This is a genomic window from Samsonia erythrinae, assembly GCF_004342665.1.
Taxonomy (GTDB): Bacteria; Pseudomonadota; Gammaproteobacteria; order Enterobacterales; family Enterobacteriaceae; genus Samsonia; species Samsonia erythrinae.
On the sequence record NZ_SMBY01000001.1, the window covers coordinates 60,291 to 83,834 of the forward strand.

A 23,544-nucleotide genomic window follows, 5' to 3' on the forward strand; every position below is an offset into this window, starting at 1 on the left:
TTTTGGCTAACCGGTTTTTATATGAAAGGAAAAACCCTATCGACTAGATAATATTATATCGACCGCTTTAACGTGATTGTTTCTCTCTTAGCTACGCCAGACCATAAATAATGGGCTGGCGTGGATCACGACACCATGATGAACAGTAATTTCATTTGCTGTGCGCTATACCCTAAATAATTCGGGTTGAAAAAGCCAACGAATAAACAGCCTGAATTAGGACGGATAGACCATAATTACAAATCGTCGAGAATAGATATATGAATAACCCTAAGATAACATCTGGACAAAATAAACCTGCAAGAAGTACCTCTGATTTAGTTAAAGCGGCGGTGTCCGGCTGGCTGGGCACCGCATTGGAATTTATGGATTTCCAGCTGTATTCGCTTGGCGCGGCACTGGTATTCCATGAAATCTTTTTCCCGGAGCAGTCGGCGGCGATGGCGCTGATTCTGGCCATGGGCACCTATGGCGCAGGTTACGTGGCGCGGATCGTCGGCGCCTTTATTTTTGGCCGCATGGGAGACTCCATCGGTAGAAAAAAAGTCCTGTTCATTACGATTACGATGATGGGGATCTGCACCACGTTAATCGGCGTGCTGCCGACCTACGCGCAGATCGGTATTTTTGCGCCCATCTTGCTGGTCACCTTGCGTATCGTGCAGGGGTTAGGCGCCGGCGCGGAGATTTCCGGCGCGGGAACGATGCTGGCGGAATACGCGCCGAAAGGAAAACGCGGGATTATCTCTTCACTGGTGGCGATGGGGACCAACTGCGGTACGCTCAGCGCCACCGCGATTTGGGCCGTCATGTTCTTTGCCCTTTCCAGAGAAGAGTTACTGGCGTGGGGGTGGCGCGTCCCGTTCCTGGCCAGCGTCGTCGTGATGCTCTTCGCGATCTGGCTGCGTATGAACCTGAAAGAAAGTCCGGTCTTTGAGAAAGTCAGCAATGATGTCTCCGATACGGAAGGGCCGTCCCCGACGCTGGTCGTTGAGCAGAGCGAGCAAAAATCGATACTGTCGATGTTCAAAAGCAAAGCCTTTTGGCTGGCGACCGGGTTACGCTTCGGGCAGGCGGGAAACTCCGGCCTGATTCAGACTTTCCTCGCCGGGTATTTGGTGCAAACGCTGTTGTTCGATAAACATATTCCTACCGATGCTCTGATGATCAGCTCTATTATCGGGTTTATCACGATTCCGTTATTAGGATGGCTGTCAGATAAAGTGGGGCGCCGCGTACCTTATATTATTCTGAATATCTCGGCGATATTGTTAGCCTACCCGATGCTGTCTCTTATCGTGGATAAAGAGAATAGCGTTAATGTGATTATCGTCAGCATCATCATTATTCATAACTTCGCGGTGTTGGGGTTATTTGCGCTGGAAAATATCACCATGGCGGAAATATTTGGTGGACGCAGCCGCTTTACGCAAATGGCCATAGCGAAAGAGACGGGCGGATTAATCGCCGTCGGCTTTGGTCCAGTGCTGGCCGGTATTTTCTGCAACATGACCGGTTCCTGGTGGCCGATTGTCGTGATGCTGATTGCCTATTCCGTGATTGGGCTATTCGCGGCCATCTGCATGCCGGAAGTCAAAGATCGCGATTTGGATGCCTTAGACGACGCAGCATAACAGAACACGGCAACGCGTCTGTTTGTGGCGCTAAAACGGTCGGAATGGGTAGAAGAATAAAGCGGTTGCGCCATGAGCGAAAGGGGCAGGAACGCTGTTGAACGTCGCTTGCGACGGCCCTGAGAGGGTGAATCTCACGGATGAGATTCATATTCGCGCAATCCGAGCGTACAGGGATGTCTTCACGGCGTCGTTACGATCTACCCATTATCTCCATTTCTCTCCGCTTTCCAGCCGTTGCCATATTTTTTGAATCACCTATCAGGGATAACGATGAGTATTAATGAGTTTTCTACGCTTAAACCGCAGGTTGTGGTGCCGCGTTACGATCGCAGCCAGCTCAAAACACGGATTGCCCATATCGGTTTTGGCGCATTCCACCGGGCGCATCAGGCGGTGTGTGCCGACAGGCTGGCGGCGGAGCAGGGCAGCGACTGGGGATATTGTGAAATTAACCTGATCGGGGGCGAACAGCAGATTGAGGCGATTCGCCAGCAGGATTTGCTCTGGTCGGTGTCTGAAATGGCCGACGCCGACTGGTGTTGCCGGGTCATCGGCGTGGCGACAGCCGCGCTGCATGCGGAAATCGACGGCATTGAGGCGGTGCTGGAGGCGTTAAGCGCGCCGGATATCGCCATCGTCTCGATAACCGTAACGGAGAAAGGCTATTGTCACCATCCGGCCACGGGACAGTTGAATACCGAACATCCGCTGATTTGCCACGACCTGGCGTCGCCCACAGAACCACGCTCTCTGCCCGGTGTGATTCTGGCTGCCATCAAACGCAGACGGGAACGCCATCTACCGGCATTCAGCGTGATGTCCTGCGATAATATGCCGGAAAACGGGCACGTCACGCGTAACGTTATCGTGCAGTTGGCCGAGCAGCAGGATGTCGAACTGGCGCGCTGGATTGAACAGCACGTCACCTTTCCCTCCACGATGGTCGATCGGATTGTTCCTGCGATGACGCCGGAAACGCAGGAAACGCTTCAGGGGCTATTAGGCGTGTCCGATCCGGCGGGCGTCGCCTGCGAACCGTTCTTCCAGTGGGTGATTGAAGACCATTTCGTTAATGGCCGTCCGGCGTGGGAAAAGGCCGGCGCGGAGCTGGTACAGGATGTGCTGCCGTTTGAGGAAATGAAGTTGCGTATGCTCAACGGTAGCCACTCGTTTCTGGCATACCTGGGTTATCTCGCGGGTTATCAGCACATCAGCGACTGTATGCAGGATCCTGAACTGGTCACGGCGGCGCAGCACCTGATGCTGTGCGAGCAGGCGCCGACGCTGCGCACGCAGGGTGTCGATCTCGCGGCGTATGCGCAGGCGTTATTGGCGCGTTATCGCAACCGCGCGTTAAAACACCGAACCTGGCAGATTGCCATGGACGGCTCGCAAAAGCTGCCGCAGCGGATGCTGGATTCTATCCGCTGGCATCTGGCGCACGGCAGCCGTTTCGACGCGCTGGCGCTGGGTGTCGCGGGGTGGATGCGCTATGTCGGCGGCGTAGATGAGCAAGGACAGGCGATTGAAATCAGCGATCCGCTGAAGGATACGATCGCAGAAACCGTGCGGAACAGCGTGGAAGGCGAAAGCCGCGTGGCGGCGTTGCTGGCGCTGAAGGCGATATTTGGTGAGGATCTACCGGCGAACCCTGTCTTCGTCGCGGCGGTGACGCGCTGCTATCTGTCGCTGCTGACGAAGGGGGTGAAGGGTACGTTGTCGGCGATGAATGGCTAAACCGAAAAAGCGATGGCCCGTTGCGTCTTCGCACCGGCGATCGTGTGGATGACAGAGGACGGCAGGGACGCTCTCCTCGTGTCGCCTGATCGCTCGATGACAGGCATGCTGTAACACTGACACTCGCTGCGCTAAGCGTGTATCATAAGCGGTAAATTTCTTGGGTAAGCGTAGCGGCATGGACACCTCTTTTCAGATCAACAACAGCGAACCAGTCAATCAGCAAATTTATCGCGTATTACGTAAAGACATCGTGGAGTGCACCATTCCTCCCGGTAAATTGCTGTCTGAAAAAGAAATTTCTATGCGCTTTGAAGTTTCCCGCCAGCCGGTCAGAGAGGCGTTTATCAAGCTGGCGGAGGCCGGGCTGGTGCAAATCCTGCCGCAGCGCGGCACGTTTGTCATGAAGATCTCTGAACAGCGGGTGGCGGATGCCCGCTTTATCCGTCAGGCACTGGAGTGCGCCATTGTACGCCGGGCCGCGGAGATGGTGACGGATGAACAATTGCTGATGTTGGAGCACAACCTGCGCCGTCAGGAGCTGGCTGCGCAAAACGATCAGGTGCGTGAATTTCTCAGTCTCGACGACAGCTTCCACCAGTCTTTGACGCAGATTGCTCACTGTCCGCTGGCGTGGGAGACCATCGAATCGATAAAAGCGACGATGGATCGCGTGCGTTTTCTCAGTCTGAGTCAGGTTTCTCCTCCGCTCAGCCTTATCCAGCAACATCATATGATTTTCAGTGCCCTAAGAGCGCGCGATCCCGATGCGGCAGAACACGCCATTCGCGAGCATTTGCAGGAGATGATCTATTCGATCACGCCGATTGCGCAACAGAACAGAGACTGGTTCGAAGAGAACTGAGTCTGAAAGATCTGGCTTCCCCCGCAACGTCATGTTTAGGGGAAGCCGGGATCTTACGGCGGATTATTTCAGCGGCTGCGCCAGCGTAATCAGCCACAGTTCGGTGTCGGCTTCCGGCTTCTGTAACGGTTCAATGGTTAACGTCGTCTCGACCGCTTTTCCCTCGCGCGTGAGCTTGCCATCTGCTGTGGCCTGATAGTCATCCGCCTTGTCTTTGGCCTTCACCGGGGCGTTCAGTTTGGATTGCAGGCCAAAATCGTTGTCGTTAATGACGGCCAGCGTTTGCTTATCTATCAGCGCCAGACCTTCCACTTTCTCTTGTTGCCAGCCGAGCTTACGCAGATCAACCAGTTCCTGTTTATGCGCCAGCGTAATTCCTCGTTTTTCCAACTGGGCGCGATCGTCAAACTCCGGCGATTTGCCCTCGGCGTCAAACGGCGTCAGATCGCTTGCCTTGCTGAAATCGACCAGATAAATGCGGTTTTGCACCTGTTTGTCTTTATCCGCACCCTGTTCGATGAGGAGGATGCGCTGATTATCCAGCGCCACGATATCGCCGATTTTGGCGTTTCTTGCTTTCTTGTAGCTGTCGATGTTGATGGGGTAGCCCACCATGCGGCTGGTTTGGGTTTCCGGGTTAAACATCACCAGACGCGTAAACTGCGCTTTGTTTTTGGTTTTGCCGTCGATATCCAGCGTGCTCTGTACGGCCATGACGATCGTGCCATCCGGCAGGCGGGTCAGTCCTTCGAACCCCCGGTTTGGCTGACGCCATTTGATGATATTCGGCAAGCCGCTGGCGACAGAGTGTTCATTGTCCGTTGGCGTCGGCCCGAATTTTTGCAAGATCTTCCCGCTGGCATCAACGTGGATCAGAAACGGCCCGTATTCGTCGCACAGCCAGAAGCCGCCTTTACCGTCCGGCACGATCCCTTCCGTATCCAGCCCGCGCTGGTTGGAACTGAGCGGTTGCAGCGCGTCGTTGAGCGCGGTCTCATTCGTGGTGCCGATAAAATCCGCAGGCAGAGGCAGGCCGGTGATTTTGCCTTCGGCGTCATGCAGCGGACGGGGATTCATGGCTTCGGCGGCTTTTGCGCTGACGCGAATATCCATCATCAGCGGGGCGAAGTCGGGGCTGGCGAAGATCTTGGCCTCTTTTTCTCCCACCAGTGGAGCATCGGCATTCGGGCCGCGATCGGTGACGGTAGTGAACATCAGGTTATCGCCCTGTTGACCGGTAAAATAGAGGCCGGAACCAATACCGACAGGCAGACCGTTGGGAAAATGACCGGCGAATTTTCCCTGATAAGTAACGTGTTCGCCAGCCGGGAAGGTGACGACATAGCGCTTGACCTTTTCCCCTTCGGCCTGTGCGCTGAACGGCAGAAGCCCGGCAATCAGCAGTGCGACCAATGTGTGTTTCATGCTATTCCTTATCAATGTCATTTTGTCGTGATGGCAGCGGCGTGGTGGCCGTGCCGTCTGCGGTGGATGAAGGCGCGTTTTCCTTCTCTTTTTCTTGCACGCCGCCCGGATTGGGCCGCGGGTAGTCATAATCGATGCGTAAAGGATGTGCGTATGCGCTGTCCCAGAGCTGCGTATAGAGGGCGTCTACCCGCTGCGTCATGGTCGGGTTCTGGATCACCATTTCCAGATTACGCGAATTATCCAGATAGCCGCCGCTCCAGTTGCTGGTGCCGATCCAGGATTTCTGACCGTCGATGGTCATGATCTTACTGTGGATCACGCGGGCAAAAGGGATGAAGCCGCTGCGGGCTTGCGGTATCGACACCGTTTTTATCTGGATGTTGGGGAGCAGCGCCAGACTCTTCAGATAGGCGATATTCGGCATTTTGGTGCTCCAGTCGGACACCATCAGCTCAATCTGTACGCCACGGGCGGCGGCGGCGCGCAGCGCGTTATCGATAACCGCGTAGTAAGGGCGCGTCTTGTTGTCGCCGTAGGAGAGGGGGACATAATCCATGACCTGAATGCGAACCCGCTGCCGGGCCTCCGCCAACAGGCGAGGCAATTCCTCTTCGGAGGCGATCACGCCAGCGGGATTAAATGCTTTGGGGCTGGCAACCAGATAGTTGCCCGAACGGTCAGCGGCTGGCGGCGCGACGTGTTGCGCGGAGACGCTCTCGTCATTGGCTAATTGCGCCTGCGCCTGCCAATCCTGCGCGAAAATAGCGTTAATCTGCGTCACCACGTGCGGATCGTCGATCAATAACCCCGTTTCCTGAATATGTTCCAGTGCCCGCCAGTCAAGATTCTGGCTGCCCATGTAGGCCTGTTTGCCATCGACCAGCAGGTATTTGGCATGTAAGATGCCGCCGCTCAGGCGGGCAAAGGGGATCACGCGCAGTTCCAGATTCGGGATGGTTTTGAGCTGTTCCAGCGTGTCCTGAGTGGAGATTTTCAGCCCTTTTTCTTCGAGCAACACGCGAATGCGCACGCCGCGCTCTCCGGCCGCCCGCAGATGTCGTAACACCTTATCAAGGCGTGAACCCGCCTGATTCGCCACATAGAACTGGCCCAGATCGATGGTGTGCCGGGCGTTGTCGAACAGCGATATCCACACCGCGTCGCTGGGGCGCAGATCGGGGTTGTCCAGCGTCGTTTCCGCCGGCGCGTCATACACTAACTCATAGCCGGGAATGCGGAAGTCGGCGTGGGCAGCCGCACTGACAATAAACAATAATCCTCCCGTCAGCAGTGAGTTGATCGTGCGCTTACGGCGCAATACCGGCAGCCTGAAACCCTGCCGATTACGCATAGCGCTTCTCCGCCACCGCTTTTTCCGGCATGACGCTGTGCGCTACCGGCGGTTGTGCCTGCCGTTGGCGAGTATGCGGCATACCGGCGCGGATCAGCAGGACTTTCAGCATTTCGCTGATGTGTTCCATCCGGCTTTGCAGGAAATTATTCCCCAGCAGGCAAACCAGCGCGATGGCGATCCCCAATCCGGTGGCGTACAGCGCGGTGCCCATGCCGGCGGAAACCTGGCTGGGATCGGAAATTCCTGCGGCGGACAGCGCCTTGAAGGTTTCGATGATCCCCATGATGGTGCCGAGCAACCCCAGCAATGGCGCGGCGGTGACGACCGTTTCCAGAACCCACAGCCCGCGCGACAGCTGCGGCTTACTTTGCAGATATTGCGCATCGATCAGGTCGTTAAGCGCATCGCGGTTTTCTGCCTGATGCGACTGGGCTAAAACGGGGGCGACAACCGTCATCGGCAGGCTTGGGCGCTGCGTTAATACCGCCGGCAGATCGTGAACGTGATGAATATCCGCCGTCAGGGCGTGTTCCAGTCGTCTGGCCTGTCGGCGCGTATAGGCAAAGTAGAGACTGCGTTCGATGATGATCGTCAGTGCGATGACCAGCGAGGCATACATGATGTAGAAGATAATTTCGTGCAGCATATCGGCGTTCATGGCCTGATCCTTCTGTGAGTCCCGCGGAGGACATGGGTTATGTCTGTTAACATACCGACAGCGCGGCTAACCGCGCTGTCTTGGTGGTCTTCGTGCTCCGAGCTTAGAACGTGGCTTCCAGCGAGGCGCTGAACGTCCGCTCTTCCCCGACGTTGTAAAACGCGGTTCCTGACGATACGCCGTTATACGGTTTGGTGTTGAAGCTCACCGTGCGTGCGGAATCGAGGTACGATTTGTCGAACAGGTTGCTGACGCCTACGCGTAACGTGGCGCTTTTCACGATCTTCTTATCCACAGGCAGATAGATGCCGGCGCTGAGATCGAACACCGTGCGTCCGCCAATTTTCTCGTCATTGGTCATGTCGCCGTAGAACGCACCGACGTAGCGGCTGTTCACGCCGGCGTAGTAGCGCCCGTCGTCGTAGCCCAGTCCGAGGTTGAGCATATTTTTGGGTGAATTGGGTGACTGTTTGCCCGACGTCGGGAGCTGGCTGCCGCGGGTGGCGAGATTGTTTTTCTGCTCGGTATCGGTGTAGGTATAAGCGGCGAAGTAGTTGAAGTTGTACGGCAGTTTGCCGCTCCACTCCAACTCCAGACCTTTATTGTCCACTTTCCCCGCGTTGATCATTACGTACTCGCCATCGGCGTTACGGCTGGAGATCTGACGGTCGGAAAAACGGATAAAATACAGTGAAGCGCTTAACAGCATGTTCTCATTCTGGAAGCGCCAGCCGAGCTCCTGATTCCAGCTCAGTTCCGGCTTGGTGTTGATGGAGTCGCCAACGTTATATAAGACATAATTGGGCGGGGTGCGCATGTTGCGTGTGATGTTATAGAACACCTGATTTTCGTCATTGATGCGGTAGGCGGCATTAAAGCTGGGCAGGAACTCGTGGTACTTTTTGTTCTTTTTCTCAGCGACGCTGGTCAGGCTGCCGAGGTTGGTACCGTCACGCTCTACGTGTTGATAGGCCAGGCCGCCGGTGAACGTCCATTCCGGTGAGAAGAACCAGGTGTCCTGCACCCAGATTTTATGCGCTGGTGTGATGGTAAACTGGTTACGCCCCTGAACCACCTTCCCGTTTGCGTCGGTGATCTGATGCCCATCGCCGGGTTTGCCGGAGACATTAACCGGGTTGCCGTCGCTCTGGATCGGAATAAACGGCTGCGTCTGACGTTGGCGCGCGCGCTCGAACCAGTAACCGATATCCAAACTGTGCTCGTCGCTGATATCCCATTTCAGCTTGGTGGTGATGCCCGGCCGCCAGGTCTCCGTCCAGGAGGGGCGGTAGTAAGTGTTGGAGGTCAGGTTGCTGAGATCATAGTTACCCGCGCGATCCGATGTCGCGGATAACACGCTGGCGTTTCCGCTGCCGAAGCTGCCGCCGTTGGTCGAGAAATAGTACGGCTGTAACGTCAGCGCCAGATTATCGCGTAGCTGCAATTTCTGGGTGAAGGTCACATTCAGCGTTTCAAAATTATTACGGTTGATCTTGTAGTATTGAGATATCTGCCCGCGGCTGTTGTAAACCGGCGTCGTGGCGTAATCCTTCTTGCGCCCGAATTGCTCGAACTGCTGTTTGCTCAGCGTCGAGTAGTTGATGACATCTTGCTTATTGTATTTGACAATCAGGTTGCTGCTGTGGCCATTTTCATGCTCATACAGGCCGCTCCACTCGACTTTATCGGCGCGGGAATAGCCGGAACCACGCCATTTGTCGGAATCGGTATACGAGTAAGAGAGCCAACTGCTGAAGCCGTTGTGCTGGCCGGTTTCGAGGCGAGCGAAGGTTTTGCTAAGGTTGTTGCTGCCGAATGTTTGCTTAACGAAGCCGCCAAATTCTTTCGCCGGACGGTGGGACACCAGTCCGATGTTGCCGCCGCTGGCGCCGATGTGTGGGCCATCCATTTCTGACGAGCCCTGGGTGACGAAGATCTGTTCCAGGTTTTCCGGGTCGCCCATGCCGTTCGGGTACACGGCATAGTCGCCGGAGTCATTGACGGGAATGCCGTCTGAGGACAGGCCAATCTGATCCGCACTCATGCCGCGCATCGTATAACTGACGCCGCTTAAACCGCTGGCGTCGTTACTGCTGACGTTCAGGCCCGCGGTGTATTTCAGTTTATCAATGGCGTTGCCTGTCGCAGGCATCTTATCCAGCGCATCTTTTGTCACGGTTGAGCGCGATTTGGCGCTGTCTTCCTGAATCATTAAGCCTGCGCCGAGCGGTTGCCCCTGAACACGGATGGTGCCGATATCTGTTGCTTCGTCCGCCTGCGCGGAACCCGCCAATAATGCACTGACGACAGACAAACATACCCCAGAAAGTTTGCAAGATTTCATTTAAAAATCCTAATGTTAGTCGATTGATGACTGTGCTGTTGATGTTATTTGAGTGTTGTTCAGACGCGCAGCGCTACTGCGCCTGATAGTCGAACGTGACTAAAAAACGCTTGGTGTTTTGCCCTGCGAAAGCCTCGGCAGGGAAGGCCTGAACCTGTTTAATGCTCTGCAAGCTGGCCTGCGCTGCCCGGTTCAGCAGCATACTGCGTGCTTTATTGCTGATCCCGGTACGGATTACCCGTCCGCTGCGATCTACTTCCAGCCAGATTTCCACCTGACCTGCGGGGCGCTCCAGAGATGCCTGCCGACCCGTGGGGTAACGTTTGGTTTGTTCTAGCTGTGCGCGTAGCGCCTGAACATAGCGGTTTTCCAATGCGGCCACATTCACCGACGGCGCAGCATTCGCCGCCGGTATCGGGCGCTTGGCTGGCGCGCTCGGCGCTGACACCGCTGGTTTGGCTGGCGCGGGCGTCGGTTTAGGTCGGGTTTCCGCTTTGGTCTTAACCACCGGTTTCGGCTTTGGCTTCACTTCCGGTTTAGGGGGCGTAACCGGCGGTGCTTCAATAATCGGATCCGGTTCATCAACCGGGATCGGCTCGGGTTCGGGAGCCGGTTGTGGCGCCGCTTCCGGTTCGGCGATCGGTTCGGGCTGCGGAAGGGGTTCCGGTTCCGCCAGCGTGAGCGCCATGACGGTATCATCGTATTGTTGTTGCACTTTCAGCGGCGGGTGTTGGCTGGCGAAGAACAGGCAGGTCGCCAGCACCGGCAAGGGCAACCAACTGAGCGGATGACGCGAGCGATAGAGCAGGTACATGTCACAATTTCCGGGTCGCGATAGAAATAGACGAGAACCCGCCCTGACGCAGGGCATCCATGACCGTCACCAGACGCTCGACGGCGACGCTCTTATCACTGTTAATGATAATGGTGGTGGTGTTTGGGTTGTCTTGCTGCTGCTTTAGCGTATTGACCAGCTCGGGCAGTGCCAGCGGTTGTCCGTCCAGCTCAAGATGATCTTGTCCACTTAGCGTAATGATCGCTTTTTTTTGCGGCTTGAGTTGCTGCACGCTGCCGGCGGCGGGCAACTGGGTTTTTAAACCGAGCGCCGGGATCACGTTCATGCTGATCAGAACAAAAAAGACCAGCAGAAACATCATCACATCAATCATTGGAACCAGATCGATGTGGGCTTTTTGCTTCTTTGGTTCGTTCCAGTTTCTCATGGCTCATTTTCCTGCTGGCGTAATTTCCAGCTTTCTGAACGGAGCAATTCGTCAGGTGCCGAAATGAAGCAGCCAATATAGGGTGGTTTTGTTTAATTTTTTTTACATTTATGTGATGAATTTTTCACTCAGAGGCGGTCTGATGATACTTTTTAGTCAAAAAATAGGCTTTTTGATGTTGTTACATCATTTTTAACGGTGACAAGGCAAAAAAGAGGGGCAGGAAGCGGTGTCGCGGCTAAGGCGAAAAATAAGGCTGGAAGAGGCCGGTAGATCCCTCCGGCCAGTGGCTTATTTTTTTCTTCCCGGTTTCCTGAAGGCGAAAATGAGTTGCAGCGTATTGCAGAAAACGAAGAGCGCGGTGATACCGAAAACCCAGCGGAACCCCATCATGGCGGAGACGCCGGAACCGACCAGCGGCCCCAGTACGTTACCCAGATACATGAATGACTGGTTATAGCCGAAGATGCGGCCTGTTACCTGCTGGCTGCTGTATTTGACCAGCAGCGCCTGCACGGTTGGCATGAGCGCGCCATCGGCAAAGCCCAGCAAAAAACGCAGGATGCCGAGCTGCGTGGGGCTTTGAACCGTTGCCATCACCAGAAACAGCAGCACACTGAGCGACAGGGCGACAATCAGTACGCGGTGCGCACCGATGCGGTCCCCCAGACGTCCAAGCGGTGAAGCCGACATCAGGGCTGAAACGCCGGGGATGGCGGCAATCACACCGCTGACAAAGGCGATGTTGTCCATATTGGGGGAGAGATCGCGAATGAAGAGCGTGAGAATGGGGCTGATGGAGCCGTTTGCCATTTGGATCATCATCGTCGTCACAAACAGGCAAACGATGAGCGATGGATAAGGCAGAGAGGCGAACACGGCTTTCCCGCTGAGTCGGTTCTCTTTCGTCACTTTCACCACGCTCTCTTTAATGGCAAAAAGCGTAATCAGGAAGCTGGTAAACAACAGGCCCCCCGTGATGAAAAAGACGGTGCGTAGGCCGATGTGGTCGGCCATAAAGCCACCAAATAACGGCCCGAGGATCACTCCGGCTATCTGCCCGGTTGAGAGCGTGCCCAGCGCCCAGCCGCTTTTTTCGCGCGGAACCTGTGAAGCAATCAGCGCCATCGCATTGGGAATATAGCCGGAAGTGAGCCCCATTAACGCACGCAGGATGAACAGGTGCCAGACATTGGTGGCCAGACCTTGCAGCGACATCACAATGGCCATGCCCAGCGCGGCGCGCAACAGCATTAGTTTGCGCCCTTTGCGGTCTGCGAGACTTCCCCATAGTGGCGCAACAACGGCGGAGACGAGAAAAGACGAACTAAAGATTAAGCCGGACCACAGGCTCAGCGATTCATGCGAACGGACGCCAAGCTGTTCAATATATAGCGGCAGAAAGGGCAATATCTGGCTCATCGCCAGCCCGGTGAAAAAACATCCCAGCCAGGCAGAGAAGAGGTTAAGTTTCCAGGTTTCCATGGGAATAGGAATGAGCCTTTTTCAGCGAATAACTCATGGCGAACCTCAGTGACCGTGCGTGAAAATGTGTGCTGATCAGCACAGAGTAACGCCAAAGTGATAACGGAAAGTGATTAAAATATCGTCTTTCATCATGAGCATAGCATACGCGGCAGGGCATGAGTCACTCATGGGTAATAATTAGCAACAAAAGAAAATCGCTACGGGCGGGAAAAAACGTTGTTGATTTGTTTTTGTGATGTACGTCACAAAAAATTAGCTTTCGCACCACAGTCGTCGTACAATCACCGGCATGGAACACGAGTTATTCCATCGCATAATCAAGCTAACGTCTTAAGTCATTGAGGTGAAAAAGTGCGTAACTTCTTTAAAAAAATGCTGGCGGCTTACCTGAATACCTATAAAAACGTGCCGCCTGGCGCGCTGTTCTAAGCATCTGTACGCTGTGTCAATCAGGCCGCCATTTGGCGGCCTGATTGTTTATCACTTCAGACTCAACGCTGTTGAGTGAGTCTTTATTCTATTTTGCGCTGTAGTTAGGCACGGCGGTGACTTCCGGTACGGCATCCGTCAGGAAAGCGCCGGAATCGCCGCTTCTGACTTCATTTTCATCAATAAAGCCATAGAATACGCCTTGCGACGCGGAAGCGCCGCGAATTTCCGCATCCCCGCGCATCTGCGCAGAACCCGATAGTACAATGCCGCGCTCAAACGCGCCCGGCCCCATGAAGACCGTATGCAAGCGCGCGTTATCGCGAACCACCGTGTCGCCTTGCATGACCGTCAAACCGCCGACAACCGCATGTCCTTCTACCGTACCGCTCAGGATGGTGGCGCGATCTTCGATTCTGGCGTTATCCATCACGTTGCCACCGATGACGCGGGCATACGGGCCGACATAGGCGGTAGGCGCAACATTGGCTGATTGGGATACCCAACCGCCGCCGTTTGCGTGACGGTGGCCATTCGCGGTGGGATTGGGGGCGTCAGGCTGGCTGCCTTCCGGCCAGACGTTGGTGAAATCGGCCATCCAGGGGTAGCGATAGAGTGAGTAATAGGATTGATCCCATTTGATCTTCTGCATGACTGACGGCGTGCCCATCACCACCATATAAATGCCGCGATCGTCGTGGCGGATAGCAAAGTTTTCCACCGTCGCTGACGCGCCGCGCTGCAATTCGCTGTAGCGTGAAACGCCGTCAGCACCGATGGCGACAATCCCCCAACGCCAGTCGGAATGCGGCTGTGGCACCGTTGCCGGATCGTTCTTCAGCCCCGGGAAACGAGTGACGGCGGGTTGATTTTGCACCATACCGTGGAATTGAACGGTGATATTCGTCGCGCCGCTTTCCGGTATCAATCGAACGATGTTGTAGCCTAACTGCTGCGGGGCCTGATCGAACGGCACGGCGAAGCGTCGGGCGCTGGCGCCATCCACCGGTTCAAGCGCTGTGGTCCTCAGCAAACGGTCTGCATTAAACTCATTGGGTTGCACCGTATCATAGCTGCCGTAGGTTGAGCGGTAGAAACGGCCACGATCAAAACCATCGGGATCGACGTAATCCCAGTTAACGTTGTGCATTGCCCAGTCGCCGAAAACATCGTTAAATTCCGACTGGCTCCAGCCCATGTTGGTACGCAGGACGGACAGCGGATCGGCGGTGGCATGGCCGCTTTCGCCTATTTTGGGCGCTTTTGACCACATATCGTTGATGATGCTATAGCCAAAGCGGTTCTTCAGGTATTCCATAAACTGCCAGTTGCAGTAACGGTTACGCGTTGAGCCCAGATAGATATGCGGGTAGTTAACCAGCATTTCTGAACAGTGGGCCGACGTACCGCGGAATTCATCCATCTGGTGCGTCATCCAGTTCGCATGGGATTCCCAAATCCAGCCAACGTAGTTTTCTCCCTCCGCGTTCTGGAAGCTGCCGGTTTGTCCTTGCAGCGCGTGGGTAAATTCGTGTGCCAGTCCCCAGTTATCCTTCAGTGAGGCCGGTCCAATCCACATTCCCATGGTGTTGCCGCCCGCGATACCCCCGCTGAGCCCAAAGGTGGGATCGATATGAATATTGGCTTTATATTTCACCGTCTGTTTGCAGTAAGGCTCGGAGAACTGAATCTGGTTAATAAATTTGTCCCAAATTTGTTCTAATTTCTGCCCAGCGGCAATGACATCGTTACGGTCCGCGTCGTTATTATTCCAACGAAAGGCGAAGTGCTCGGTCTGGTATTGTACGGAAGGCATATCATTGTTGAAATTATCAACCTGCCAGTCACCCGCAACACAGGTTTCAGCGGCGTTAGCCGTATTGAGCATTAATGCGCCGCTTAATATTAGCAGGCAATTGAGTGGCGTAACCATCGTCTTTATTTTTGACATAAATCCTTTTCCTAGCATGAATATTGCTAATCAGCCTTATTATTTATGAGAGGTTATTTCTCATAATGAACAGGCAATCCTATGGCCATCATGGCCAATTTTACTTAAGTAAAAGAAATATATTTGGCCTCTCTATGAGAGGCCGGGTAAAAGTATAATTCAGTTTTATCGTTTAACCTATTTCATTTTAAATTTTTGTTATGTCTTACTTACTCGCGTATAAAAAACGTTATTGAGAGAATAGGTTATTATCCAATAAAGTACGCTGGCTGCCAGTAGCGAATTAAACGCGGGGATGCCCCATTCAAAGGCTAACCCGATAGCGGCCCCCGTCAGGCTGGCGAGCAGCGCAGGCCAGCCAATCAGCGGTGTTTCCTCGCTGGTCGGTAACTCGCCTTTCGCGCGGCTGGCGGTGAGTAACGTTTGGTGTGTGCGTAAAATATAATAGTCGACCAGCATCACGCCAATTATCGGTGGAAACAACACGCCTAATAGCGTCAGGAAATCAACAAAACGGTCGAGGATACCAGCGACGGAAAGTGCGGTGCCAATGAAGCCGATGATTAACGTGATGGAGACATAGCGTAATTTTTTTCCCGTGATGCCTTCTATGGCATTGGCGATGCCCAACGAGGAAGAATAAAGATTGATATCGTTCACTCTTAATGTCGAAAATATAACGGCGACCAGTCCGATGCCGCCTGCCGCCTGAGACATGATCGTGACAACGTCAGCGGTATTGAGCGCCCGGGCAATAACAATGGCAAGGCCATTGACAATAAACTCTCCGACGATAATCGACAGCATCGTCATCCAGAATACGTGTTTCCCTTTTTGCGAATAACGCGTCATATCCGGGGTAATTAAGCTGGCGACGATACATCCCCCGACCACAATGGTTGCCCCTGCGCTAATCGATATCCTCTCGCCGTTAGGTATGGAAACGAGCAGCTCGGTAATATTGTGGCCGGAAAGTGTCATGATCGAAATATAGCCGACGACGATGATAAACATCGGCACGGCGATTTTGGCGGTAAAACGTAACGCCTTGAAGCCAAAGGCCACCAGCAGCGTCAGGGCGATGCCGGAAAGCGCCGCGGACGCGCCAAAGCCGAGCTTATCCGCCATGGCGAAATTGAGCGCTTTGGCGAACACGGCATTCTGAACGCCAAACCAGCCGATAAGGCTCACCGCGATCACCAACCCTATCAGGACGGAGCCTATACGACCAAACCCGCACCAGCGTGCGAGCAGACTACCGGACATGCCTTCTTTCATGCCGGCATAGCCAAGCCCCACCGTCACCACGCCGAAAATCGCGCTGCCAATAAGGATGGCTAACATCGCCTGACTTAACGTCATCGAATGTCCCAGCACCGCGCCCAACATAAATTGATCCAGCGCCGTCAACATGCCGATGTGGACCAGGGCCACGTTGAGAAAAGGCATCCGGACGTTCAACGGGACGCGGCTAACCGGGTAATCATCTACTTTTTCCATGTGGGCTGCTCTCTTATATAAATTGAATGCCTTTTTCGATAAGGGTATTGGGAATATAACTGTCTATCCCAAGATGGCGGCAGAACTCTTCAAACTGAGGCAGCGAATGTGTCCCGGCCTTTTGATACATGTTATATATCCTGTTTTGGATGGTTTTGGGTGAAACGTTCATTTTCCTTGCAATTTCTTTATTTGAGAAACGCTGTAATATTAGAAAGATAATATCCAGCTCTGATTGGGTAAAAATACTGGTGGTTAACTCTGTTTGTAATGTGGTCGGCTTTTTCTGATCGATATATATCAGTGGCGATCGGGTATCCAGCGGTCTGGCATTCCACATCGTACCAATACAATTTTTGTTTGCGTCGAAAATAGGGATCTTTTCACTGACGAATGGCGTCAACGTCTTTTTGCCATACCAGTAATGGGTTTCAATCACCGTGACTCGCTGTTCGCTGTTTTCCGTTAGTCTGTCGTGCTCCTTTAAATCGTCGGCAAGCTCACTCCAACTGGCAGGAAACTCATCATCGAATCGCCCCTCAATATCAAAACTCCTGGGTGTGTTGGTATAAAGATAAGCACTTTTATTCATGTAAACATGACGAGACGCTAAATCTTTAATTCCCCATGGTTCATTTAAGCCTTCCATCATGATAATCAGATTACGAATATAATCAGTGATGTTTTGGGGGGCGGATGGCATCCTGTACTCCTTAATGGTCGTAATGAATTCAGCGAATCAATTTCGCTAAATAATGTCGAGTGTGTTTGTGTGCGTACCCCGGTAGATTACCGTACTCCTTGTAGCCCAGTTTTTCGTAAAATCCTTTGGCCTGAAAGTTGAAGGTATCCACATAAGCCAGATGACAACCGCGTTTTAACGCTTCTTTTTCAGCGGCCAGCATAAGTTGGCGGCCAAGGCCGCTTTTACGCTGGGCTTCAGCGACCCAAAGGTATTGAACTTCCAGCGCTCCCCACCAGGTTCTGGAAATTAATCCAGCGATGATATTATTTTCAGCATCTTTAAAATTCAAGAAAAGGGGAGAAATGTCAACCGCGTCATATTGTTCGTTGTGTTTCCACAGGCTTGCGATGACAAATTCTTCTTCATCGGGATCCGGTGTGGCAGTAATATTCAACTTCATTGTAATAATACCTCATTATTAATTATTAGCATGCTAAATTATAATTCCGGTGTGGCTATTCCTCTATCATATTTAAAGTTATCAGACAAGGGGGGATTTCACCCCTTGCCATGAAACGGTATTGCCTTATGATAAAAAATAATCTGATACGTTAATGATTCTATGTTTATAGAAATCAGAAGTTAAGTGTGAATTCGCTACATCAGGGAAATGTCAGATAATTAATAATAACAGCATATATTATATTGGAAGTATATTTCTTATTAGTTTTTTCTTTGTCGTGCTTTTGGATACTTATTCATATATCCCGGTTAATGCCAGCGAAATACGATTTGATTTCGCTGGCGCACCTCTTCTGATGATCTTCCGCAGGCACCGTTTCACGGTGCCTTCTAATCCTGCTTATACGTCTGAAGGCAAGTTTCGAGCTGGTAGGTTGTGAGGAGCCAGCCACGTTACGATGGAATTCGGTGTCAGGCGGCTGGCTATACGATGAGCAGGTTATATTACGCCTGTTTTTTCAAGGGCAACGTTGTCATACAGGTCTGGCTATCATCGTAGGTGGCGAAGGGCGCGCTTGCTTCACGTCCCTGATAGGTGACGTGCAGCGTTCCTTCAATATTGCGCGGTAGCCATACGCCGACAAAGCCGTTCTGGTGGCTGTTTAAGGCCTTCTGCATGATAACATGGCCCGATTTATCGGTGATTTTGACGTCAAACGTCGTATTAGCAAGCTCCCCCTGACACCCGGATAAACTGTGGTTAAAACAGGGATGCGTGTGTTGGATATAGGGGGCGAATGACAGATAGAATTTCTCTCCCAGCGGATAGTGATATTGCTGCTGCCCATCAGTCAGTTTCAATTCTTTACTGGTAATGGCGGCGCTGTAAGGTAAAGGCCTCGTCTGGGGGGATTGATCGATCGCCTCAACCATTTGTTCGACGGTTTTACCCGACAGCCCTTGTTTTGCCAGGAACGTATTGGCGTCAGACGTCGCGGCGAAACTTGCTCCGCTCAATGTCAGGGTCAGCAAGGCCGCCGTTATATGCATATTCATCATGGTTTCCCTCAATAGCGTTTTCGTTTTGGAATCACAACCCATGAGGCTAAACCTTCCCCTAAGGGGAAGGTCAAAAGGCGGGGCGTATAGAAAGGTAAATTTATGTATTTCATGAATTTTTATTGATTGTGATCAAGTTTTAACCGGGGAGGATCCCGGAGAGAGGTGTTCACTCGCACTACGGATGCCCTATCGCCCGTTGTCGAAAAGGGTTTCAGCGGTTTGTCACTCATGGCGCATGCGCTTTGTCGAATAGGGAATGTCGGTGCCGCTCGCGGTCAGGCGGCTTAGCCTCAATTTCAACCCGTCACATTGCGCCCCGTACCGGAATGAGCGTGTATTACCGCACCGGCATAAAATTAATCGTACTTTGTCGGATGTATCAGAGTCTTGCCCGTGTGGTTATGGTTATAGTGCAGATGGCAGGCGAGTCCTCGCATACGGGGAAAGTCCCCGTTTAGATGGCATCTGGCGGGGAATAACCGTGTGGATAGCCTTATCCCATCATCGTTGTTACTTATGCATCATGCTACGGAGGTTTCGGATGGTTGAATTACGACATCTGAGATATTTTGTGGTTTTGGCCCGTGAGTTACATTTTGGCCATGCGGCGAGCGCCTTGCACATTGAGCAACCTGCGCTTAGCCACAATCTTCGGCAGTTGGAAGAAGAGCTTGGCGTTCGTTTGTTTGTCCGTAATACGCGCAAAGTGGAACTGACCGAGGCGGGCCGCACGTATCTCCATAAGTCAATCCGGCTCATTCAGTATATGGATAATGCGGCCCATGCCGCGCAAAAGGCAGAGCAGGGCGGGGCGGGGTATCTTAATTTCGGCTACGATAATTGTGTCGTGCTAAGCCGTATGCCTGCCGCGATCAAGCAGTTTCAGCGGTCGTTTCCGGATGTTGAACTCATCCCTCATGAGAATATTCCCGATCGGCTTTTGGAACAGGTGTTAACGGGTAAACTCGATGTGATTTATACCTGTGGGGGAAGACGCCATCCCCAACTTGACTCTGTGACGCTGGAAATGCCGTCCTGGCTTTGCGCCATTCACAAAGACCACCCTCTGGCCGCGAAAAACGTCATTCACTGGCGAGATTTGAGGGATGAGAAGCTCGCGTTACCGCCTTACTCAAGCATGTGGGAACTGCATGAATCGCTGCTCAGTCTTTGCCGGGAGGCGGATTTTGTGCCTCATGCGCCATTTTCTGTCTATAGCCCTCTTGCCGTGTTCCCGTTGGTCAGCGCCGGTCTTTGCGTGAGCTTCACGTTTAATACCGGCAGTGCGGTGACCATCCCTGACGTCGTGTTTCGCCCGCTTTTGCCTACGCGGACGCTGCAACTCCAAATGTGCTGGAGTAAAAACGCCAACAGTCGCACGTTGACGAACTTTGTGGAACATTGCACCCGAAGTCTCCATTCAGAGGCGTCGGTATCCGCCTGTGAGCTGGTGTAAACCCCTCGCTAAGCCACGCAGAGTGCGATGATGCCGCATGCGGAGGCGGTGGCCGCGTCTTGTCTCGAAATCGCGGCCTGGTTTAAAGGTATTGTGTTGATTATTTTAAAGTTTTGTTGTAACCCTGATGATGGCGGAACTGACGTCGCCGGTGTTCGTACCGCCCAATGATGTGCCCGCCTTTATCGCTACGATCCAGGGGCGATCATTGACGACGAAAGTCTTCTGTACGATGGGACCCACAATCAAAAGTCGACTGCGTTTGTCGGAAACTTTATCCCCGTGTAACGTGTCGTCGTCGATTTGCGAAAACCAATATCCGGCAATGCCGTACTGCCAGTCCTGCATTCTCTGGGTAAGGGCAAAATCCAGACTGACGACGTCGGCGGTATCGTAATCTGTGTCATCGTTTTTAGTGTAATGGTGGTAAAAAAGTCTGCCGCTATATTCGGTCGCTTCGCCGAAATAGCGACCCAATAGGCTAGGCCCCGTATAAGTCAACGCGACACTCGGTACAATATCCCAAAAATTTGCGCCGACGTTGACGGTTTTATGTCTGTCGTATTCGCCTATGGGCAATTGTAACCCCATGCTGAAACGCACGGCTAAACCGTAAGGGATCGTAGGGTTGCCTGCCATTCTGGCATGGTTTGGGAACAGCTTAGCCCAGGAAAAAACGTCGGAATAGGAATCGACCATTCCGCTGGAACAGTTTTTCTTGCCATGGTTCAACTTGAGACACAGGTCACTGTAGCCCCCCTGGATTGAACTGGAAACAGTCCCTCCCCATAATTTATTTTCGAAAACATACATTAATTGTCCGGCGGCGATATAGCTATGCCCCGATGCGTCGATCGTTTTGTCCCAGTCGGCGGCATACCAGCCGTCGAAGCGCGTATTAACGCCTACGCCCGTGAGATAGATACCTGACGGCAGAGGAATTGCCTGGCCGATATCGGTTCCACCAATCGGCCCGACTGGAATCGTCGCTTCCGATGCCTGCGTCAGCGGAGACCAGCAAAAACATAACAGTATGGCGACGCTGAGAAAAAACGTACCGGCGTCTTTTTTCCGCTGTGTTCTATATGCTGACATCCTGCCTGAATCGGGGCGGTCAGTCGCTGCGGAACGTTTTTTTTCATTTATGTGTTGCTCCATTACCTCCCATACATCACTCATGGCGCTCTCCTGAAAATAGTGTGGTTATGTGGGGCGTTATTTAATAACGTCATGTTTTATCGTTGTTTTTCATTGCTAATGTCTGAGAAATGCGGTCATCCCGATGAGAAGTTAGGCCGCAAGCGTTTTGGCGACAGAACAGGGAACGTTCTGTCGCCCGAGCGTAAATATGTCTCAACCTCTCTGTTGGGCAGGGGAATCAACGAACGCCTGCCAATAAGCGTCGCTGATTCCGGTTGATTACCGAGGTGTCTGGGAAAACGGAATTGATGCCTTAGCCGTCACGCAGCATGTGCGCAACGGCATGTCTCGCAAACGTGATCGTTTTGCCGGAGGCAATGCCCACAACCAGTTCCGGATAGTAATTCGTGGCAAAAAAGCCGCTCGCTGCGTCACCGGTCGCGTAGAGTCCTGCGATCGCCGCGCCCTGTGTATTCAGGACCTGCATATCACTGTTGATCAGCAGCCCATCGGTGGTGTGCATCATCCAGCCCGCATTGGTAACGCCATAGAAGGGGGGATTTTCCACGGCGACCAGATCTTTGGCCGGTTTTCCAAAGTCTTCGTCCACGCCCGCTTTAGCCATCTTGTTGTATCTTTCGACGGTGTCCTTGAACTGCGCCACGGGCAGCTTAAGTTTTTTGGCTAGCTCTTCGATTGAATTGGCTTTCTGAATGTATCCCTTCATCGCTCCTCTGGCCAAAAGTACGCGATTGATCATCTTCCCGATGCCTTCATAAGTTTTGGGTCGGGTCGGGCTGGGAAGCTGTCTGGCGCAGGCGACGACGTGAAAGCGTTTAATGGCATCCCAATAGCTGGCGTCCCAGATGACGTTGCAAACATGATTCTTTTCGTACTGCAAAGGATAAAGAATGGCGTCATAGGGAACGGATTCGTTCATGAAACGCTTGCCGTCCATGTTGACCTTCAGAAAGGGTTGGCTGCCCATGTGAAAGGCGTCCAGCGGCCCCAGCGTCGGGCCGAGGCGTCGGAAAGGCGGGCCTGCCTTGCCGCCCGGCTTCACCATGCCACGATCGAAGAGGCCGGCGGTTCCGTAAGGCGCTTTTTCTCCCCCGGCCCAGATACCGGCTTTAATGCCATCGCCGATGTTCCCTTTTTGTCCGTAATACAAGCTCGTGACGGTGGCGGCCTGAGGATTGAGCCGCGCGAACAGTTCGTGGTCATCCGAATAGCCGCCGGTACAAAGGAGTACGCCGCGGCTGGCGTGAATCCTAAGATAGCCCCCGTCTTTTTTTCTGGCGATGGCCCCAATGACCTTGTCGTCCTGCTTGATCAGTTTCACCAGCGGGGTATTGAATCTGAATTCCCCCCCCAATTTCTGGGCCTTTTTCTTCAACCACGGCTCGATGACGCCGACGCCGCCGTGGACGCGTCCCCGCGGCCCGCCCTTGAGAAGCGGAACAATGAATTTCGTGTGCACGGGAAAGATTTTGAAATTGCCGTGATAGCCGTCGCCGATATCGGTTTCCGCCACATGTTTGATGCCATATTCCGACAGCTCGTCGGCGAGAATGTCGAAAGCGGCGCCACTCTCTTCCACCCATAGCCGGATCAGTTTTTCATCGACGAAATTGGCGTTCGCGATCAATCGCCTGTCGACTTCATCATACTGAAATGGATAGCGAAGCAACTCTTTTACCAGCGCTTCCTTATCCAATTTTGCATTGGCGCCCGCCTCCCGTTGGGCCCTGCAATCGACGGCCGCATTGTAGGTTTTGTAATAGCCGACGGTCGCGTTCTTCTCAATGACAAGGGTCTGCGCCTGTTGTCTTCCTGCGAAGATCGCCGCGGTCATACCGCCTGTTCCTGCGCCGATGATGAGTATTTCGGTATTGACGGTTTCCGTGATAGCCGATTCTGGGATCTGCGGTTCAACGCCATACCAGGGATTATCGGAACTTTCGTGAGATTTCGGTTTGTTTTCCATGTGGTATCCCTTTCGGTCCTGAATTTTCAGAACGTTCGATAGCCGCGTTCCTGGCTGCCCTGAATACCAGACAGCAGGCGATGATGCCGCGATCTCGTCAGGCAGCCAGAGAAGATATATCGACATTGGGCCCTAAAC

Annotated in this window: 19 protein-coding genes; 5 read left to right on the forward strand and 14 right to left on the reverse strand. The window is 53.1% G+C overall.

The genetic code is table 11. The annotated features are described in order from the left end of the window. Positions 1-260 precede the first annotated feature (260 nt). The 3 genes from EDC54_RS00250 to EDC54_RS00260 all read left to right on the forward strand — a co-directional run bounded on the left by EDC54_RS00250 (position 261) and on the right by EDC54_RS00260 (position 4,239). Complete coding sequence (locus tag EDC54_RS00250; protein WP_132452134.1) at positions 261-1,634, forward strand: MFS transporter; 1,374 nt, start codon at positions 261-263, stop codon at positions 1,632-1,634. A 273-nt stretch (positions 1,635-1,907) separates the two neighbouring features. Next, positions 1,908-3,374: a mannitol dehydrogenase family protein gene (locus tag EDC54_RS00255; RefSeq protein WP_132452136.1), complete on the forward strand. Its 1,467-nt coding sequence runs from the start codon at positions 1,908-1,910 to the stop codon at positions 3,372-3,374. A gap of 178 nt (positions 3,375-3,552) precedes the next feature. Beyond that, on the forward strand, positions 3,553-4,239 hold the full coding sequence (locus EDC54_RS00260) for a GntR family transcriptional regulator (RefSeq protein WP_132453566.1): 687 nt from the start codon (positions 3,553-3,555) through the stop codon (positions 4,237-4,239). A gap of 63 nt (positions 4,240-4,302) precedes the next feature. Here the strand turns inward: EDC54_RS00260 and EDC54_RS00265 are convergent, their stop codons facing one another. The 7 genes from EDC54_RS00265 to EDC54_RS00295 form a co-directional block, all read right to left on the reverse strand. Continuing rightward, positions 4,303-5,664, reverse strand: coding sequence for an esterase-like activity of phytase family protein (locus tag EDC54_RS00265; protein ID WP_132452138.1), 1,362 nt, complete (start codon positions 5,662-5,664; stop codon positions 4,303-4,305). 1 nt (position 5,665) lies between these two features. After that, a complete protein-coding gene (locus tag EDC54_RS00270) occupies positions 5,666-7,018 on the reverse strand; it encodes a phospholipase D-like domain-containing protein (protein ID WP_132452140.1) in 1,353 nt (450 codons plus the stop codon). Further along, positions 7,011-7,679, reverse strand: coding sequence for a MotA/TolQ/ExbB proton channel family protein (locus tag EDC54_RS00275; protein WP_132452142.1), 669 nt, complete (start codon positions 7,677-7,679; stop codon positions 7,011-7,013). The genes EDC54_RS00270 and EDC54_RS00275 overlap by 8 nt, the downstream gene beginning before the upstream one ends. 103 nt (positions 7,680-7,782) lie before the next feature. Beyond that, on the reverse strand, positions 7,783-10,023 hold the full coding sequence (locus EDC54_RS00280) for a TonB-dependent receptor family protein (protein WP_132452144.1): 2,241 nt from the start codon (positions 10,021-10,023) through the stop codon (positions 7,783-7,785). A gap of 73 nt (positions 10,024-10,096) precedes the next feature. Then, the gene (locus tag EDC54_RS00285) at positions 10,097-10,837 is read right to left on the reverse strand and encodes an energy transducer TonB (protein ID WP_132452146.1); all 741 of its coding nucleotides are present in this window, start codon (positions 10,835-10,837) and stop codon (positions 10,097-10,099) included. Between the two features lies 1 nt (position 10,838). Beyond that, complete coding sequence (locus EDC54_RS00290) at positions 10,839-11,246, reverse strand: ExbD/TolR family protein (RefSeq protein WP_132452148.1); 408 nt, start codon at positions 11,244-11,246, stop codon at positions 10,839-10,841. A 291-nt stretch (positions 11,247-11,537) separates the two neighbouring features. Further along, the gene (locus EDC54_RS00295; protein ID WP_132452150.1) at positions 11,538-12,731 is read right to left on the reverse strand and encodes a multidrug efflux MFS transporter; all 1,194 of its coding nucleotides are present in this window, start codon (positions 12,729-12,731) and stop codon (positions 11,538-11,540) included. A 354-nt stretch (positions 12,732-13,085) separates the two neighbouring features. On the opposite strand from EDC54_RS00295, the gene azuC reads away from it, so the two are divergent. After that, on the forward strand, positions 13,086-13,163 hold the full coding sequence (gene azuC / locus EDC54_RS18200; protein WP_225602203.1) for a stress response protein AzuC: 78 nt from the start codon (positions 13,086-13,088) through the stop codon (positions 13,161-13,163). An 88-nt stretch (positions 13,164-13,251) separates the two neighbouring features. On the opposite strand, the gene EDC54_RS00305 is transcribed toward azuC, so the two are convergent. The 5 genes from EDC54_RS00305 to cueP all read right to left on the reverse strand — a co-directional run bounded on the left by EDC54_RS00305 (position 13,252) and on the right by cueP (position 18,817). After that, positions 13,252-15,114, reverse strand: coding sequence for an Svx/AvrXca family virulence/avirulence protein (locus EDC54_RS00305; protein ID WP_165904242.1), 1,863 nt, complete (start codon positions 15,112-15,114; stop codon positions 13,252-13,254). Positions 15,115-15,312: 198 nt separating this feature from the next. Further along, on the reverse strand, positions 15,313-16,614 hold the full coding sequence (locus tag EDC54_RS00310) for a cytosine permease (protein WP_132452152.1): 1,302 nt from the start codon (positions 16,612-16,614) through the stop codon (positions 15,313-15,315). Between the two features lie 13 nt (positions 16,615-16,627). Further along, positions 16,628-17,317 (reverse strand): helix-turn-helix transcriptional regulator, encoded by a 690-nt coding sequence (locus EDC54_RS00315; protein WP_132452154.1) that lies wholly within the window; start codon positions 17,315-17,317, stop codon positions 16,628-16,630. 28 nt (positions 17,318-17,345) lie between these two features. After that, on the reverse strand, positions 17,346-17,759 hold the full coding sequence (locus tag EDC54_RS00320; RefSeq protein ID WP_132452156.1) for a GNAT family N-acetyltransferase: 414 nt from the start codon (positions 17,757-17,759) through the stop codon (positions 17,346-17,348). Between the two features lie 506 nt (positions 17,760-18,265). After that, entirely contained in the window at positions 18,266-18,817 is a 552-nt protein-coding gene (cueP, locus tag EDC54_RS00325) for a copper-binding periplasmic metallochaperone CueP (RefSeq protein ID WP_132453570.1), read from the reverse strand. A 547-nt stretch (positions 18,818-19,364) separates the two neighbouring features. Between cueP and EDC54_RS00330 the strand changes: the two genes are divergently transcribed. Next, positions 19,365-20,279, forward strand: coding sequence for a LysR substrate-binding domain-containing protein (locus tag EDC54_RS00330; protein ID WP_165904243.1), 915 nt, complete (start codon positions 19,365-19,367; stop codon positions 20,277-20,279). A gap of 105 nt (positions 20,280-20,384) precedes the next feature. Here EDC54_RS00330 and EDC54_RS00335 read toward each other — a convergent pair whose 3' ends face one another. Next, positions 20,385-21,458, reverse strand: a complete 1,074-nt coding sequence (locus tag EDC54_RS00335) for a SphA family protein (protein WP_132452160.1) — start codon at positions 21,456-21,458, stop codon at positions 20,385-20,387. Positions 21,459-21,732: 274 nt separating this feature from the next. Then, positions 21,733-23,406, reverse strand: coding sequence for an FAD-dependent oxidoreductase (locus EDC54_RS00340; protein WP_165904244.1), 1,674 nt, complete (start codon positions 23,404-23,406; stop codon positions 21,733-21,735). Between the last annotated feature and the right edge of the window lie 138 nt (positions 23,407-23,544).

Bases quoted from the DNA above. Each gene is read 5' to 3' on its own strand.
- EDC54_RS00320 (WP_132452156.1), bottom strand. From the start codon at position 17,759: ATGAAGTTGAATATTACTGCCACACCGGATCCCGATGAAGAAGAATTT.
- EDC54_RS00260 (WP_132453566.1), top strand. From the start codon at position 3,553: ATGGACACCTCTTTTCAGATCAACAACAGCGAACCAGTCAATCAGCAA.
- EDC54_RS00275 (WP_132452142.1), bottom strand. From the start codon at position 7,679: ATGAACGCCGATATGCTGCACGAAATTATCTTCTACATCATGTATGCC.
- EDC54_RS00295 (WP_132452150.1), bottom strand. From the start codon at position 12,731: ATGGAAACCTGGAAACTTAACCTCTTCTCTGCCTGGCTGGGATGTTTT.
- EDC54_RS00310 (WP_132452152.1), bottom strand. From the start codon at position 16,614: ATGGAAAAAGTAGATGATTACCCGGTTAGCCGCGTCCCGTTGAACGTC.
- cueP (WP_132453570.1), bottom strand. From the start codon at position 18,817: ATGAATATGCATATAACGGCGGCCTTGCTGACCCTGACATTGAGCGGA.
- EDC54_RS00305 (WP_165904242.1), bottom strand. From the start codon at position 15,114: ATGTCAAAAATAAAGACGATGGTTACGCCACTCAATTGCCTGCTAATA.
- EDC54_RS00285 (WP_132452146.1), bottom strand. From the start codon at position 10,837: ATGTACCTGCTCTATCGCTCGCGTCATCCGCTCAGTTGGTTGCCCTTG.
- EDC54_RS00335 (WP_132452160.1), bottom strand. From the start codon at position 21,458: ATGAGTGATGTATGGGAGGTAATGGAGCAACACATAAATGAAAAAAAA.
- EDC54_RS00265 (WP_132452138.1), bottom strand. From the start codon at position 5,664: ATGAAACACACATTGGTCGCACTGCTGATTGCCGGGCTTCTGCCGTTC.
- EDC54_RS00270 (WP_132452140.1), bottom strand. From the start codon at position 7,018: ATGCGTAATCGGCAGGGTTTCAGGCTGCCGGTATTGCGCCGTAAGCGC.
- EDC54_RS00330 (WP_165904243.1), top strand. From the start codon at position 19,365: ATGGTTGAATTACGACATCTGAGATATTTTGTGGTTTTGGCCCGTGAG.
- EDC54_RS00340 (WP_165904244.1), bottom strand. From the start codon at position 23,406: ATGGAAAACAAACCGAAATCTCACGAAAGTTCCGATAATCCCTGGTAT.
- EDC54_RS00255 (WP_132452136.1), top strand. From the start codon at position 1,908: ATGAGTATTAATGAGTTTTCTACGCTTAAACCGCAGGTTGTGGTGCCG.
- EDC54_RS00315 (WP_132452154.1), bottom strand. From the start codon at position 17,317: ATGCCATCCGCCCCCCAAAACATCACTGATTATATTCGTAATCTGATT.
- EDC54_RS00250 (WP_132452134.1), top strand. From the start codon at position 261: ATGAATAACCCTAAGATAACATCTGGACAAAATAAACCTGCAAGAAGT.
- EDC54_RS00290 (WP_132452148.1), bottom strand. From the start codon at position 11,246: ATGAGAAACTGGAACGAACCAAAGAAGCAAAAAGCCCACATCGATCTG.
- EDC54_RS00280 (WP_132452144.1), bottom strand. From the start codon at position 10,023: ATGAAATCTTGCAAACTTTCTGGGGTATGTTTGTCTGTCGTCAGTGCA.